The sequence below is a fragment of the Diaphorobacter sp. JS3050 genome, from assembly GCF_013154915.1.
In the GTDB taxonomy this organism is placed as follows: Bacteria; Pseudomonadota; Gammaproteobacteria; order Burkholderiales; family Burkholderiaceae_C; genus Diaphorobacter; species Diaphorobacter nitroreducens.
The window spans coordinates 1,302,550-1,316,293 of sequence record NZ_CP053553.1; the positions used below are offsets into that span (position 1 = coordinate 1,302,550).

12 protein-coding genes and 2 pseudogenes are annotated in these 13,744 nt (G+C 67.2%); 8 read left to right on the forward strand and 6 right to left on the reverse strand.

Going from position 1 to position 13,744, the window contains the following annotated elements; translation table 11 throughout:
- Positions 1 to 21: 21 nt before the first annotated feature.
- The 3 genes and pseudogenes from puuE to HND92_RS06445 all read right to left on the reverse strand — a co-directional run.
- Positions 22 to 981, reverse strand: coding sequence for an allantoinase PuuE (gene puuE, locus HND92_RS06435; protein ID WP_172206556.1), 960 nt, complete (start codon positions 979 to 981; stop codon positions 22 to 24).
- The gene (locus HND92_RS06440) at positions 978 to 1,655 is read right to left on the reverse strand and encodes a GntR family transcriptional regulator (protein ID WP_011804551.1); all 678 of its coding nucleotides are present in this window, start codon (positions 1,653 to 1,655) and stop codon (positions 978 to 980) included. Before HND92_RS06440 ends, puuE begins: the two co-directional genes overlap by 4 nt.
- Before the next feature lie 52 nt (positions 1,656 to 1,707).
- A pseudogene (locus tag HND92_RS06445) lies at positions 1,708 to 1,920 on the reverse strand (LysR substrate-binding domain-containing protein); the annotation flags it as partial.
- A 107-nt stretch (positions 1,921 to 2,027) separates the two neighbouring features.
- Between HND92_RS06445 and HND92_RS06450 the strand changes: the two are divergent.
- On the forward strand, positions 2,028 to 3,146 hold the full coding sequence (locus HND92_RS06450) for an IS630 family transposase (RefSeq protein ID WP_231403305.1): 1,119 nt from the start codon (positions 2,028 to 2,030) through the stop codon (positions 3,144 to 3,146).
- A gap of 211 nt (positions 3,147 to 3,357) precedes the next feature.
- On the opposite strand, the pseudogene HND92_RS06455 reads toward HND92_RS06450, so the two are convergent.
- Positions 3,358 to 4,056: pseudogene (locus HND92_RS06455) on the reverse strand (LysR family transcriptional regulator); the annotation flags it as partial.
- A 122-nt stretch (positions 4,057 to 4,178) separates the two neighbouring features.
- On the opposite strand from HND92_RS06455, the gene HND92_RS06460 reads away from it, so the two are divergent.
- The 4 genes from HND92_RS06460 (at position 4,179) to uraH (ending at position 8,363) form a co-directional block, all read left to right on the forward strand.
- A complete protein-coding gene (locus HND92_RS06460) occupies positions 4,179 to 5,276 on the forward strand; it encodes a tartrate dehydrogenase (RefSeq protein WP_011804553.1) in 1,098 nt (365 codons plus the stop codon).
- Positions 5,277 to 5,335: 59 nt separating this feature from the next.
- A complete protein-coding gene (locus HND92_RS06465; RefSeq protein WP_135148766.1) occupies positions 5,336 to 6,313 on the forward strand; it encodes a tripartite tricarboxylate transporter substrate binding protein in 978 nt (325 codons plus the stop codon).
- Between the two features lie 53 nt (positions 6,314 to 6,366).
- Positions 6,367 to 7,689 carry a glycerate kinase gene (locus tag HND92_RS06470; protein ID WP_172206557.1) on the forward strand — a complete coding sequence of 441 codons (1,323 nt, stop codon included), beginning with the start codon at positions 6,367 to 6,369 and terminating at the stop codon, positions 7,687 to 7,689.
- A gap of 323 nt (positions 7,690 to 8,012) precedes the next feature.
- Positions 8,013 to 8,363: a hydroxyisourate hydrolase gene (gene uraH, locus HND92_RS06475; RefSeq protein WP_047350806.1), complete on the forward strand. Its 351-nt coding sequence runs from the start codon at positions 8,013 to 8,015 to the stop codon at positions 8,361 to 8,363.
- Between the two features lie 185 nt (positions 8,364 to 8,548).
- Here the strand turns inward: uraH and HND92_RS06480 are convergent, their stop codons facing one another.
- Positions 8,549 to 9,022 (reverse strand): hypothetical protein, encoded by a 474-nt coding sequence (locus HND92_RS06480; protein WP_015912752.1) that lies wholly within the window; start codon positions 9,020 to 9,022, stop codon positions 8,549 to 8,551.
- A 160-nt stretch (positions 9,023 to 9,182) separates the two neighbouring features.
- Here HND92_RS06480 and xdhC point away from each other — a divergent pair, with 160 nt between their 5' ends.
- Positions 9,183 to 10,019 carry a xanthine dehydrogenase accessory protein XdhC gene (xdhC, locus tag HND92_RS06485; RefSeq protein WP_172206558.1) on the forward strand — a complete coding sequence of 279 codons (837 nt, stop codon included), beginning with the start codon at positions 9,183 to 9,185 and terminating at the stop codon, positions 10,017 to 10,019.
- Between the two features lie 61 nt (positions 10,020 to 10,080).
- On the opposite strand, the gene HND92_RS06490 is transcribed toward xdhC, so the two are convergent.
- Complete coding sequence (locus HND92_RS06490) at positions 10,081 to 11,538, reverse strand: aldehyde dehydrogenase family protein (protein ID WP_172206559.1); 1,458 nt, start codon at positions 11,536 to 11,538, stop codon at positions 10,081 to 10,083.
- Between the two features lie 117 nt (positions 11,539 to 11,655).
- Here HND92_RS06490 and HND92_RS06495 point away from each other — a divergent pair, with 117 nt between their 5' ends.
- Positions 11,656 to 12,348, forward strand: coding sequence for a GntR family transcriptional regulator (locus HND92_RS06495; protein WP_041835929.1), 693 nt, complete (start codon positions 11,656 to 11,658; stop codon positions 12,346 to 12,348).
- A gap of 188 nt (positions 12,349 to 12,536) precedes the next feature.
- Positions 12,537 to 13,742, forward strand: a complete 1,206-nt coding sequence (locus HND92_RS06500) for a urate hydroxylase PuuD (protein WP_172206560.1) — start codon at positions 12,537 to 12,539, stop codon at positions 13,740 to 13,742.
- The last annotated feature ends 2 nt before the right edge of the window (positions 13,743 to 13,744 follow it).

The window sequence follows — 13,744 nt, forward strand, 5'->3', positions numbered from 1 at the left end:
AGCGTTGCAGCCCGATTTGGCTTAAATGGCGGGTACGGGAAAGCGCTGCGCCCAGTGGCGCGCCAGGTCGATGCGGCGACACACCCAGACCTGGTCGTGGTGCTGGATGTGGTCCAGGAAGCGCTGCAGCGCCGTGATGCGGCCGGGACGGCCGAGCAGGCGGCAGTGCATGCCGATGCTCATCATCTTCGGCGCGTTGTCGCCGGCCGGATCGCCCTCGGCGTAGAGCGCATCGAACGTGTCCTTCATGTACTGAAAGAATGGGTCGGCGTGCGAGTAGCCCTGCGGCAGCGCAAAGCGCATGTCGTTGCAATCGAGGGTATAGGGCACGACGAGCTGGTGGTGCGCGCTGCCGTCGCTCTTGGCCATCTTCATCCAGAACGGCAGATCGTCGCCGTAGTAGTCGCTGTCATAGGCAAAGCGCCCGTCGTCGGCCACCAGGCGGTGGGTGCGGGGGCTGTCGCGGCCGGTGTACCAGCCCTGGCCGTGGTCGCCGTCCCGGCCGTAGAGCGTGTCGAAGATCTCCAGGCACTGCGCCATGTGGGCGCGCTCCACCTCCTCGGGCACGTTCTGGTAGTGGATCCACTTCAGGCCGTGGCAGGCCACCTCGTGGCCCAGTTCGGCAAAGGCCTGGGCCACCTCGCGGTGGCGCTGCAGCGCGGTGGCCACGCCGAACACCGTGAGCGGCAGGCCGCGCCTTTCGAATTCGCGCAGGATGCGCCACACGCCGGCGCGCGCGCCGTATTCGTAGATGCCCTCCATGCTCATGTGGCGCTCGGGGTAGGCGGCCGGGTTGAACATCTCGGACAGGAACTGCTCGCTGGCGGGGTCGCCGTGGAGCACGCAGTTCTCGCCGCCCTCCTCGTAGTTCAGCACGAACTGCACGGCCACGCGGGCGTTGCCCGGCCAGTGCGGGTGCGGGGGCGTGCGGCCGTAGCCGATCAGGTCGCGGGGGTAGGGCGCCGTCGTGTCGTAGGTCATGGCGATACGGAGGAAAGGGCCATCGAAAGGTCGTTGGTCGGCAGGTCGCGGTCGAAGGTCAGGCCCGCCTCCACGTTGTCCAGGTGCTGCTGCATCAGCTGCACGGCCTGCGCCGCGTCGCCCGCGGCCAGTGCCGCGACGATGGCGGCGTGCTCCTCGTGCGAATGCTCGGCGGCGGTGGTGGACTGGTACATCAGCGTGATGAGGGCGCAGCGCGAGATCAACTCGCCCAGCAACTGGGCCAGCACGTCGTTGCCCATGAGCTCGGCCATGCGCACGTGGAAGTCGCCCAGCAGTTCGGTGCGCTGGCCCACGTCGTTGCCCTCCATGGCCTTCTTCTCGGCCGCGACATGGGCCTTCAGCGCGCGGATTTTCGCGGGCGTGCTCTGCGCCAGGAAGGCACGCACCATCTCGGCCTCCAGCATGCGGCGCACGGCGAACACCTGGCGCGCTTCCTGGACCGAGGGCGCGGCCACGAAGGCGCCGCGCGCGGGCTCCAGACGGATCAGGCGGTTCTGCGACAGCTGGAACAGCGCCTGGCGCACCAGCGTGCGCGACACGCCGAAATGGTCGGCGAGCTTCTGCTCGGCCAGCTTGGTGCCGGGCAACAGGCGGTGCTCGACGATGGCGCGCGTGAGGCTTTCGACGATGAAGCCGGTGGTGGAGGTTTCCATGCGGCCATCATAGTCGTGAAAGACAATTTTTGTATACAGTTTCTGTGGACTGTTAAATGCCTGGTGCGCTGCCGTTGAAGTGCTGTGCCACGAAATCAACGAAGGCCTTGACCCGCGCGGTGGCTGCATGCCGCTGCGGGTACACGGCGTGGATGTCCGCCGGCGGCGTGTCGTAGTCCCGCAGCACCTGCACCAGCCTCCCGCTGCGCAGGTAGCGAGCGATGTCCCATTCCGCGCGCATGACGATGCCCATGCCCGCCAGTGCCTAGGGCCTGTTCACACTATTTTTGCCAGTGCGAATGGCGTGAAAACTGCGCCAATCTAGTGTAGTGTTTGATTCTTAATGAAACTTAATTGAGCAACCACGCTCCAATGCTCTACTACGGTTTGCATTGGAGTGAAAAATTGCGAGTTGCCCCGACGATTGTGTTGACGGATGAAGAGGAAAGCGAGCTGAGCCGGCTGGCGCGCTCCAAGCGCACCAGCGTCAGATTGGCCCAGCGCGCCCAGATCGTGCTGCTGGCCGCGCAGGGGCTGCAAAACAAGGATATTGCCGAGCAGCTTGGCATTGGGCGCGTGCAGGTGGCGCGCTGGCGTGAACGCTACCTGCAATTGGGGCTGCAAGGTATCGAGCGCGACTTGCCGCGCGGCGCACCGCCGGTGAAGGTGGATGTGGCCAAGCTTGTGAAGCTAACCACACAGACCAAGCCCGAGGCGGCCACGCACTGGAGCACGCGCACGATGGCCGCTGAGTTGGGCGTCAGCGCCAGCACCGTGATGCGCCATTGGCAGGCCCACGGTCTCAAGCCTCACATCGTGCGCGGCTTCAAGGTCTCGCGCGATCCGCAGTTCGTGCAAAAGCTCGAAGACATCGTGGGGCTTTACATGTCGCCGCCCGAGCATGCGCTGGTGCTGTGCTGCGACGAAAAGAGCCAGGTGCAGGCGCTGGACCGAACGCAGCCCGGGCTGCCGCTCAAGAAGGGGCGCGCGGCCACCATGACGCACGACTACAAGCGCAACGGCACAACCACCTTGTTCGCTGCGCTCAACGTGCTCAACGGTCAGGTCATCGGCCAGTGCCAGCAGCGCCACACCCACATCGAGTGGCTGAAGTTCCTGCGTCAAATCAATCGGGAGACGCCCAAGGACAAGACGCTGCATCTGATCGCCGACAACTACGCCACGCACAAGCATCCAGCTGTGCAGGAGTGGCTGGCCAAGCACCCCAGATTCAACATGCACTTCACGCCGACCTCGGCATCGTGGCTGAACATGGTCGAGCGCTTCTTTCGCGACATCTCCGAGAACCGGCTACGCCGCGGGGTGTTCACCAGCGTGCCCGAACTCGTCTCGGCCATCGATGAGTACATCGCGCATCACAACACCAACCCCAAGCCGTTCATCTGGACCAAGAACGCTCGCGACATCCTGCAAAAGGTCATCCGCGCCAATAGCCGATTAAGTTCCAAACAGAATGCAACACTACACTAGGCGCGTGACGACGCCAAGGCCGGGGCCTTGGCTAGGAGGGCAACGACGAATGGCGCGGTTTTCACTCCGTTCCCTCCGGGTTGCGATCAAAAAGGGCCATTCGCAGCGTTGCCAAGCCTCGCTGGGGTAGCACCCCAGCTTCGTTTGGCGCCTTGCGCCTGGCCCTTTTTGATCGCAACGCATCTGGCAAAAATAGTGTGAACAGGCCCTAGTTCACAGCAATCTCGCCGTCGTTGGTGCTCAGGTGGTTGCGCAGCCGCACCGTCTCCTGCTTGCGGTGGCCGTTGAAGCGCCACACGCCGTGGGCGTCGTCGCCCTGGCGGATGTCGATGCAGTCGTGTTGCGGCAGCTCGGCCGGCCGCGTGGGCGTTCCGCGGCGCGCCAGGTAGGCGGGTGCGGCGCACAGCAGCCGCCGATTTGGGGCGAGGCGCCGCGCAATCACGCGCGCATCGGGCGGCTCGCCGAAGCGGATGCACACGTCGAACCCATCGTCCGCCAGCGGCGGTGGCTGCACCGACAACTGCAGCTGCAGTTGGATCTGCGGATGGCGGCGCACGAAGGCAGGCACCAGTGGCGCGATGTGGCTGCGCCCGAAGCCCAGGGTGGCGTTCACACGCAGCAGGCCCTGGGGCTCGGCCTGCATGTCGCTCACCAGTTGCTCCATGGCGTCGATCTCCGCCAGGATGCGGCGCGCGTGCTGCAGGTAGGTATTGCCCTCGGCCGTCAGGTGCAGTCGCCGCGTGGTGCGGCTGACCAGCTGCACGCCCAGGCGCGATTCCATCTGCGCCAGGCGCTTGCTGGCCGCCGCCGTGCTGATGCCCAGCTCTCGCGCGGTGGCCGACAGGCTGGCCCAGCGCGCCAGCAGGCTGAAGAAAGCCATCTCTGACGGGGCGGTGGAGGGGGTGCTCATTGTTGAATGAAAGTAAACAATGGCATCACTTTAACGCGGTGATATGTGGGCATGGCATCGCTAGATTCAGGGCCATGCCACGCATGTTGCGCGGCCTTCTGATTTGAGGAGCGAGCATTTCCATGAGCAAGACCTATCGCATTGCCTGCATCCCCGGCGACGGCATCGGCAAGGAGGTGATCCCCGCCGGCCAGGCCGTGCTGGAGGCATTAGCGGCATCCCAGCCGGGCCTGGGCTTTGCGTTCACCAGCTATGGGTGGGGCGGAGACTGGTATCGCGCGCACGGCGAGATGATGCCGGCCGACGGCCTGCAGGCGCTCAGGGACAAGGACGCCATCCTGTTCGGCTCGGCCGGCGACCCGCATATCCCCGATCACATCACGCTGTGGGGCTTGCGCCTGAAGATCTGCCAGGGGTTCGACCAGTACGCCAACGTGCGCCCCACCCGCATCCTGCCGGGCATCGATGCGCCGCTCAAGCGTTGCGCGCCCCAGGACCTGGACTGGGTCATCGTGCGTGAAAACTCCGAAGGCGAATACGCCGGCGTGGGCGGCCGTGTGCACCAGGGCCATCCGCTGGAGGCCGCGACCGACGTGAGCATGATGACCCGCGCCGGTGTGGAGCGCATCATGCGCTTTGCGTTCAAACTGGCGCAGTCGCGTCCGCGTAAGCTGCTCACGGTGGTCACCAAGAGCAACGCCCAGCGCCACGCCATGGTGATGTGGGACGAAATCGCGGTGCAGATCAGCCGCGAATTTCCCGATGTGCGGTGGGACAAGGAACTGGTGGACGCGGCCACCGCGCGCATGGTGAACCGCCCCGCATCGCTGGACACCATCGTCGCCACCAACCTGCATGCCGACATCCTGAGCGACCTGGCCGCCGCGCTGGCGGGCAGCCTGGGGATAGCGCCCACCGGCAACATCGATCCCGAGCGCCGCTACCCCAGTATGTTTGAGCCCATCCACGGCTCGGCCTTCGACATCATGGGCAAGGGCCTGGCCAACCCGGTGGGCACGTTCTGGAGCTGCGTGATGCTGCTGGAGCACCTGGGCGAACACGCCGCCGCGCAGCGCCTGATGCGTGCCGTGGAGCATGTCACCGCCAACCCTGCGCTGCACACGGGCGACCTGGGCGGCCAGGCCACCACGCAGCAGGTCACCGATGCGGTGTGCGCCCAACTGGCGCAGCCGGTGGGACAGCAGGCAGCGCTGGCCTGAGCCGGTGGGCGGCACGCACTGCCCATGCGTTTTCATCACGACAACACAGGAGACAAGAGATGAGGAACCTTCGCAAACGCGCCCTGCTGGGTGCTTTGGCCGCCGCCGCGGCGCTCGCGTTGCCCGGCGCCTGGGCCCAGACCTGGCCCAGCCGCAGCGTGAGCATCATCGTGCCGTTCCCCGCGGGCGGAACGACCGACGTGCTGGCACGGGCGCTGGGGCAGGAGCTCTCCAAAACCCTAGGCCAGCCCGTGGTGGTGGAGAACAAGCCCGGCGCCGGCGCCACGCTGGGCGCTGACTATGTGGCCAAGTCCAAGGCGGACGGCTACACGCTGCTCATGGGTGCTGTGCACCACACCATCGCCACCAGCGTGTACCGCAAGCTGGGCTACGACTTTGAAAAGGACTTCGCTCCCATCACTACCGTGGCCCTGGTGCCCAATGTGCTGGTGGTGAATCCGCAGGTACCTGCCAAGACGGTGCAGGAACTGCTGGCACAGGCCAAGGCGCAGCCCGGCAAGCTCACCTACGGCTCTAACGGCACAGGCACGGGACAACACCTGATCGGCGCGCAATTCGAAGGCATGGGCGGCGTGCAGCTGCTGCACGTGCCCTACAAGGGCAGCGGCCCGCTGACCACCGACCTGCTGGGCGGGCAGATCAGCATGTCGTTCGACACCGTCACGCCGGTGCTGCCGCACATCAAGGCCGGCAAGCTGCGCGCGCTGGCCGTGACCACGGCCAAGCGCTCGGTGGCACTGCCCGACGTGCCCACGCTGGAGGAGGCGGGCCTCCCGGGCTTCGACATGGGGACGTGGTTCGGCATGCTGGCGCCAGCGGGCACGCCCAAGGACATCGTGGCGCGGCTGAACGCCGACATGGTGAAGATCATCCAGTCGCCCGAGTTCCGTAAGAAGATGGACGACATCGGCGCAGATCCCATCGCCAACACGCCCGAGCAGATGGCGCGTCAGATCAAGGACGATACGGCGCGCTTTGCGCGACTGGTCAAGGAAGCCAAGGTTTCGCTGGATTGACGGTAGGGCTTGTGCCGCGTGCTTTGGATAATGCGCGGCGGAGACAACGACCCATGACCCTGACAGCCCCAGACCCCTTGCGCGACCCTCAGGCCTTCCTGCTGCACCTCTACCGCGTGGCGGTGCAGCGCGCCCAGCCCTTGCACAGCATGGCGCAGCATCTGCCGCCGCCACCCAAGGGGCGCACCGTGGTGCTGGGCGCGGGCAAGGCGGGTGCCTCCATGGCGCAGGCGCTGGAGGCGCTGTGGCCGCAGGATGCGCCGCTGTCGGGGCTGGTGGTCACGCGCTACGGCCACATACCGCCGCGGCCCGAGGGGCTGGCGCAGCGCCTGGAAGTCGTCGAGGCCGCGCACCCCGTGCCCGACGCGGCGGGCCTGGCTGCGGCCGAGCGCATCCTGGCGCTGACCCGCGGGCTGACCGAAGACGACCTGGTGCTGTGTCTCATCTCGGGCGGTGGCTCGGCGCTGCTCACGCTGCCGGCCGAAGGCATCACGCTGGAGGAGAAGCAACGCATCAACCGCGCACTGCTGGAAAGCGGCGCGGCCATCGGCGAGATGAACTGCGTGCGCAAGCACCTCTCGCGCATCAAGGGCGGTCGCCTGGCGGCAGCCTGCGCGCCGGCGCGCGTCGTCACGCTGACCATCAGTGATGTGCCGGGGGACGACCCCTCCGTGATCGCCAGCGGCCCCACGGTCCCCGACGCCAGCACCTGCGCTGACGCGCTGGACATCCTGGCGCGCTACCGCATCGACATTCCCGCCGCCGTGCACACAGCGCTGCAGGCCGGTGCGCTGGAAACCCCCAAGCCCGGCGATGTCCGCTTTGCCGGCCATGCGGTGCACATGATCGCGACACCCCAGCAGTCGCTGCAGGCAGTGGCGGATGCGGCGCGCGCGGCGGGGGTGGCGGCGTACATCCTGTCCGACGAGATGGAGGGCGAGTCCCGCGAGGTGGGCAAGGTGCACGCCGCGCTGGCGCGTGCGGTGGCGCGCCACGGCCAGCCGTTTGCGCGGCCGTGCGTGATCCTTTCGGGCGGCGAGACCACTGTCACCGTGCGCCCGCGCGCCCCGGGCGCGCCGAAGGGGCGCGGCGGCCGCGCGGGCGAGTTCTGCATGGGCCTGGCGCAGGCACTGCAGGGCCAGGAAGGGGTGTGGGCGCTGGCGGCCGATACCGACGGCATCGACGGCGTGGAAGACAACGCCGGCGCACGCGTGGCACCCGACACGCTGGCGCGCGCGGCGGCGCAGGGCGCACGCATCGGCGACCATCTGGACCGCAACGACGCCTACGGCTACTTCGAGCGGCTGGGCGATCTGGTCGTCACCGGGCCCACGCACACCAATGTGAACGACTTCCGCGCGCTACTTGTTTTGTAGCTTGCCGCGCCTGCTGTTGCTGGACTTCAGATACGAATTCATCTGAACGTGGCTTCTAGCCAGCGCTGGCAGCTCACTTTTTTGATCTGCTGGCGCGGACGCGCCCTGCCTGAGTACGCGCGGCCTGCCGGCTGTTCCCCATCAGGCGATCCGCGCGGGAACTGTCCTGGATGGCGTACCACAGGACGTGGCGTTTATCGCGTACAAAAGTTGTATACACTTTGTTCGTAGGGACGGGGAGCGTATCACTTGCCTGCCCATTCGCCAGCGCATTCCTCATCACCATCGGCGGGCCGCGGCTTGCCATTGCAGGAGACTTCACCATGGGCCTCAGCACCCACGTTCTTGACACCATGCACGGTTGCCCCGCGGCGGGCATGGTGGTGGCGCTGTATGCCACGCAGGGTGACCAGGCCACGCTGGTCAAGCGCCTGGTACTCAACGCCGATGGGCGCACCGATGCGCCGCTGTTCGACAACGCCAGCCTGCGCACCGGCACCTACCGGCTGACGTTTGATGTGGGGGCGTATTTCAAGGCGAAGGGCGTGATGCTGCCCGAGCCCTCATTCCTGGACCGCGTGAGCCTGGACTTCGGCATTGCCCACGCCGACCAGCATTACCACGTGCCGTTGCTGGTCAGCCCCTGGAGCTATTCCACCTACCGCGGGTCCTGATGCTGCAGGCCCGCGCCGCGTGCCGCGCGGCGCAGGGCAACGCGGAGCCAATTCTTGCGAGTCGCGCATGCCTGCTTTGGGCGGGCTGCGGCGGTGCAGGTGCCCGCAGTCGCTACGGCTATTGCTGTGATTCGCGCCTTGCAAACCAGGGCGCGCGCCATCGCGGGGGCCTGTGCGGCGGCGTCTTAGAGCTGGCCCTCGGTCAGCGTGTCGAGCTGAAAATTCCCGGACTTGTCCCACAGCCAGGTGTCGGTGTAGGTCACGCGCGCCATGCGCGTGGGCACGGGGAAGGGTGCTGCCGCGCGCACCGTGCGTTCGATCTCGGCCACCACGTCGGGCGCATGGCGGGGCGCACGCATCCAGCGCAGCGAAGTCACGCGGCCCGCACGGTCGATGTCCACCTCCAGCACGCCAATGGCGTGCAGCAGCGGCGGCAGCTTGCCCTTGTAGATGCGCGCTGCATTCAGGCCATAAATGTGGCTCGCGGCATCCTGCCGGTAGGCGCGCGGGGTGGCCGCGGAGGACGCGCGTGCCGAGCCCTGCGCGGCCGGCACCGGACCGGTGACGCGCGCGTCGCTGCCCGGTAGGCGCGAGTCCTGGGCGGAGGGCGCCTCGGGCCCCGACTTGCAGGCCGAGACGATCGCCGCGACCAATGCCATCACCCCGGCGGGCAGCCACCACGTTCGGCGCGCACGGGATGCACGCTGGGCCGAAGAGGACGGGGCGGAAGGCAGCTGTGGCATGGTGTTTGTCGCTATGCTGTACCGCGGCCACGACCAAGGCGGTGGCGCGCATGAATCAAGCTGGAGGAATCAGCGAGTGAAGGCATTGGACTGCCTGCTGGAGCGTATCAAGACCGCACCCGCCTGCCTGGTGACGGTGGAGTCTACCCAAGGCTCGGCGCCGCGGGAAGCCGGGGCATGGCTGGCGGTGTTCGCGGTGGGCGACGACTTCGTGGGCACCATCGGTGGCGGCCATCTGGAACTGCAGGCGCTGCGCGAAGCGCGTGAACGCCTGGCGGAGCACCTGGCTGGCAACCCTTCGCGCATGCCGCTCGTGCGACATGCGCTGGGCCCCAGCCTGGGGCAGTGCTGCGGCGGCGTGGTGCAGTTGCGGTTTGAATGCGTGGGGGCTGCTGACGCGCCGGCCTTGCGCGAGCGCCTGGCGCCGCGGCTGCGGCCGGTGGCGCTGTTCGGCGGCGGCCATGTGGGGCATGCACTGGCGCGGGTGCTGGCGCCGCTGCCGTTTGCGCTGCACTGGATCGACAGCCGCGATGGCGTGTTCCCGCCGCAGGGGGGCGACGCGTCCGTGGTCTGTGAACAGTCCGACCCGGTACAGGCGGCCGTGCCGGGCCTGGCGCCGCAGTCCTTCGTGCTCATCATGAGCTTCAGCCATGCCGAGGACCTGGACATCGTGGCGGCGTGCCTCATGCGCCAGCGCGCGCGGGGCGATCTGCCGTTCATCGGCCTGATCGGCAGCCGCACCAAGTGGGCCACCTTCCGGCACCGGCTGGCGGCGCGGGGGTTCTCGGATACCGAGCTGGCGCAGGTGACCTGCCCGATCGGCGTGCCCGGAATCGCCGGCAAGCAGCCCGAGGTGATCGCCGTGGCCGTGGCCGCGCAGTTGCTGCAGCGGCTGGCTGGGGAATGCGTATAAAAATGGCCGCTGGCGCTTGTGGAGCAAGCGCCAGCAGCTATTAATACAGGAGTTGCGTGGGTCACGCCAGCGTATAGGCCGTCTTCACCGTCGTGAAGAACTCCTGCGCATAACGGCCTTGTTCCCGCGGGCCGTAGCTGGAGCCCTTGCGCCCGCCGAAGGGCACGTGGTAGTCCACCCCGGCGGTGGGCAGGTTCACCATCACCATGCCCGCCTGTGCATGGCGTTTGAAGTGCGTGGCGTATTTCAGGCTGGTGGTGGCAATGCCGGCGGACAGGCCGAATTCCGTGTCATTCGCCACGGCCAGGGCTTCGTCGTAGTCGCGCACGCGGATCACGCTGGCCACGGGGCCGAACACCTCTTCGCGGTTGATGCGCATCGCCGGCGCCGTGTCCACGAACAGCGCGGGCGCCATGAAGAAGCCTTCGTTGCCGCTGCCCGTGTGGCAGGCCGCGCGCAGGCCGCCGGCCGCCAGCACGCCGCCCTCGGCCTTGGCGATCTCCACGTACGACAGGTCTTGCTCCAGCTGCGCCTGGCTCACCACAGGGCCCACGTCGGTGCCCGTGGCCAGCGCATCGCCCACTTTGATTTTCGCCATGCGTGCCTGCAGCGCCTCGATGAACTTCGGGTAGATGCCCTGGGTGACGATCAGGCGGCTGGACGCCGTGCAGCGCTGGCCCGTGGAATAGAACGCGCTCTGTGCGGACAGCTCCACTGCCTGCGCGAGGTCGGCATCGTCCAGCACCACCTGCGGATTCTTGCCGCCCATCTCCAGCTGCACCTTCTTGCCGTTCTGCACGCACGCCTGGGCGATGCCGCGGCCCACGCCGACCGATCCGGTGAAGCTGATGGCGGCCACGCCGGGGTGCTGCACCAGCGCCTCGCCGATCACGCGCCCGCGGCCCATCACCAGGTTGAACACGCCGGCGGGGATGCCCGAGCGGTGGATGATCTCGGCCAGCGCCCACGCACTGCCGGGCACCAGGTCGGCGGGCTTCAACACCACGCAGTTGCCGAACGCCAGGGCCGGCGCGATCTTCCAGGCGGGGATGGCCATGGGGAAGTTCCACGGCGTGATCAGACCCACGACGCCGATGGGCTCGCGCGTGACCTCCACGCCGATGCCGGGGCGCACCGAGGGCACGGTCTCGCCCGCCAGGCGCAGGCATTCGCCGGCGAAGAACTTGAAGATCTGCCCGGCGCGGGCGACTTCGCCGATGCCTTCTGCGCGGGTCTTGCCTTCCTCGCGCGCCAGCAGCGCGCCCAGCTCCTCGCGCCGCGCGAGGGTTTCATTGCCGATCTTGTCCAGCGCATCGTGGCGCGCCTGGATGCCCGACGTGCTCCATGCGGGGAAGGCAGCGGTGGCGGCCGCCACGGCGGCGTCCACGTGCGAGGCGTTGCCCTGGGCGTATTCGCCCACCACATCGGCCAGGTTACTGGGGTTGGTGTTGGGTGCGGCCTGGGACGTGGAAACCCATTCGCCGTTGATGAGCAGGCCGTGGGGGGAGGAAGCAGACATGGGAATCCTTGGGAAGTGTGTGGACGGAGAAAAGGAGAGGCGGGCACGGCCCTGAAGGCGTGTCATTTGAAATATTGGAACACTAATATATTAGTGCACGAATGCGAGAATCCACGTATGCCCATACTGACCAAGTTCCGCCTTGACCGTTCGCGCCTGGCCGCCCCGCAGGTCTTCGAAAGCCTGCGCGAGGCCATTCTGACGCTGGAGCTGGTGCCCGGCGCGATGCTGGTGCGCAGCGACCTGGCCGGGCAATTCGGCGTGAGCCAGACGCCCATCCGCGAGGCGCTGCTGCGCCTGGAAGAGGAGGGCCTGGTGGAAGTCTTTCCCCAGCACGCCACGCTGGTCAGCCGCATCGACGTGGCGGCTGCGCGCGAAGCGCACTTCCTGCGCCGCTCCATCGAGCTGGAGATCGTGCGCACGCTGGCGCTGCAGCCGCCCCCCGGCCTGGTGGTGCAATTGCAGGCGCAGTGCGCACTGCAGGAATCGCTGGCGGCCGCGCAGCGCTATGACGACTTTCTGGGGGCGGACCATGGCTTTCACCGCCTGATGTATGAGGCGGCCGGCGTCATGGGCCTGTGGGCGTTGGTGCGCCGCTACTCCGGCCATGTGGATCGCCTGCGCCGCCTGCACCTGCCCACCGCAGGCAAGACGGGCGTCATCATGCGCCAGCACCGGGCCATCCTCGACGCCATTGACCGGCAGAACGCTCCCGCGGCCCAGGAGGCGTTGCGCGAGCACCTGTCGGGCACGCTCAGCGCGGTGGACGACGTATGCGCCCAGCATCCGGATTACATCCTGCAGGGTTAGGGACAATCCCTGGGCCATTCCAGCGGCCGTTGCCAGAAAAGTGCATACACTTCCTGTTCACAAAACGGGTCGCAGCGGTGCCCCGGCAGCTTCCTGCCACGGTGCGCGGCCCCTCTTTTTCTGCTCAGAGCGCCCGCAGTGGTGAGCAGCTTGCAGGCGGCCCGCCGGGCCGCCAAGGTTGAAACACGATGGAAAGCTACTTCCTCGACTGGGCCAATCTGCTGCTGCGCTGGCTGCACGTCATCACTGCCATCGCCTGGGTGGGCTCCTCGTTCTACTTCGTCTTTCTGGACAGCAGCCTCACGCCGCCGGTAGACGAGGACCTGAAGCGCCAGGGCGTGAACGGCGAGCTTTGGGCTGTGCACGGCGGGGGCTTCTACCACCCGGTCAAGTTCAACGTGGCGCCCCCGAAGCTGCCGGACCATCTGCACTGGTTCTTCTGGGAGAGCTACACCACCTGGCTCAGCGGCTTTGCGCTGCTTACGGTTTCGTATCTGTGGAACGCGGGCATCTACCTGGTGCATCCGGCCGGCCCGCTCATGTCGCCCGCCATGGCCATCGCGGCGGCTCTGGCCTTTCTGGTGGTGTTCTGGCTGCTGTACGACGGCATCTGCCGCGTGTTCGGCCAGAAGGCCAACGGCGATGCCATCGTGGGGGCGCTGGTGCTGGTCCTGGTGTGCATCGCCGCGTGGCTGGCCTGCCGCATCTTCCCCGGCCAGGCGGCCTTCCTGCTGATGGGCGCGATGCTCGCCACCTCGATGAGCGCCAACGTGTTCTTCTGGATCATTCCCGGCCAGCGCAAGGTGGTGGCGGCACTGAAGGCCGGCCAGCCGGTGGACCCGGTGCATGGCAAGCGCGGCAAGCAGCGCAGCGTGCACAACACGTACTTCACGCTGCCTGTGCTGTTCGCCATGCTCTCCAACCACTACGGCTGGCTCTACAACCATGGGCAGAACTGGCTGGTACTGATCCTCATGATGTTCGCGGGCGCGGCCATTCGCCAGTTCTTCGTGATGCGCCACGGCTACAAGCTGGGCCGCAACGGCCATCCCTGGCCCTATGCGGCCGTGGGCGTGGTGGTGCTGGTGGGCGTGGTGGTATGGCTCAAGCCGGCTGCGCCGGCCGTGTCCGCCGCCGCGCCGGCCGCCGCAGGCTACGAACAACTGCACGCCGTCATGCAAAAACACTGCGTGGTGTGCCACAGCGCCAACACCATTGCGCAGAAGAACGTGAAGTTCGACACCCCGCAGGACGTGAAGAGCCACGCGCAGCAGATCTACCAACAGGTGGTGCAGCTGCGCAAGATGCCATTTGGCAACCCGGGCGCACTGTCCGACGAAGAGCGCGAAACCTTCAAACGCTGGTACGAGAACGGCGCCAGCATCGCGCCCTGACG

Coding starts and splice junctions, on each gene's coding strand:
- puuE (WP_172206556.1), bottom strand. CDS start 981: ATGACCTACGACACGACGGCGCCCTACCCCCGCGACCTGATCGGCTAC.
- HND92_RS06440 (WP_011804551.1), bottom strand. CDS start 1,655: ATGGAAACCTCCACCACCGGCTTCATCGTCGAAAGCCTCACGCGCGCC.
- HND92_RS06450 (WP_231403305.1), top strand. CDS start 2,028: ATGCTCTACTACGGTTTGCATTGGAGTGAAAAATTGCGAGTTGCCCCG.
- HND92_RS06460 (WP_011804553.1), top strand. CDS start 4,179: ATGAGCAAGACCTATCGCATTGCCTGCATCCCCGGCGACGGCATCGGC.
- HND92_RS06465 (WP_135148766.1), top strand. CDS start 5,336: ATGAGGAACCTTCGCAAACGCGCCCTGCTGGGTGCTTTGGCCGCCGCC.
- HND92_RS06470 (WP_172206557.1), top strand. CDS start 6,367: ATGACCCTGACAGCCCCAGACCCCTTGCGCGACCCTCAGGCCTTCCTG.
- uraH (WP_047350806.1), top strand. CDS start 8,013: ATGGGCCTCAGCACCCACGTTCTTGACACCATGCACGGTTGCCCCGCG.
- HND92_RS06480 (WP_015912752.1), bottom strand. CDS start 9,022: ATGGCATTGGTCGCGGCGATCGTCTCGGCCTGCAAGTCGGGGCCCGAG.
- HND92_RS06490 (WP_172206559.1), bottom strand. CDS start 11,538: ATGTCTGCTTCCTCCCCCCACGGCCTGCTCATCAACGGCGAATGGGTT.
- HND92_RS06495 (WP_041835929.1), top strand. CDS start 11,656: ATGCCCATACTGACCAAGTTCCGCCTTGACCGTTCGCGCCTGGCCGCC.
- HND92_RS06500 (WP_172206560.1), top strand. CDS start 12,537: ATGGAAAGCTACTTCCTCGACTGGGCCAATCTGCTGCTGCGCTGGCTG.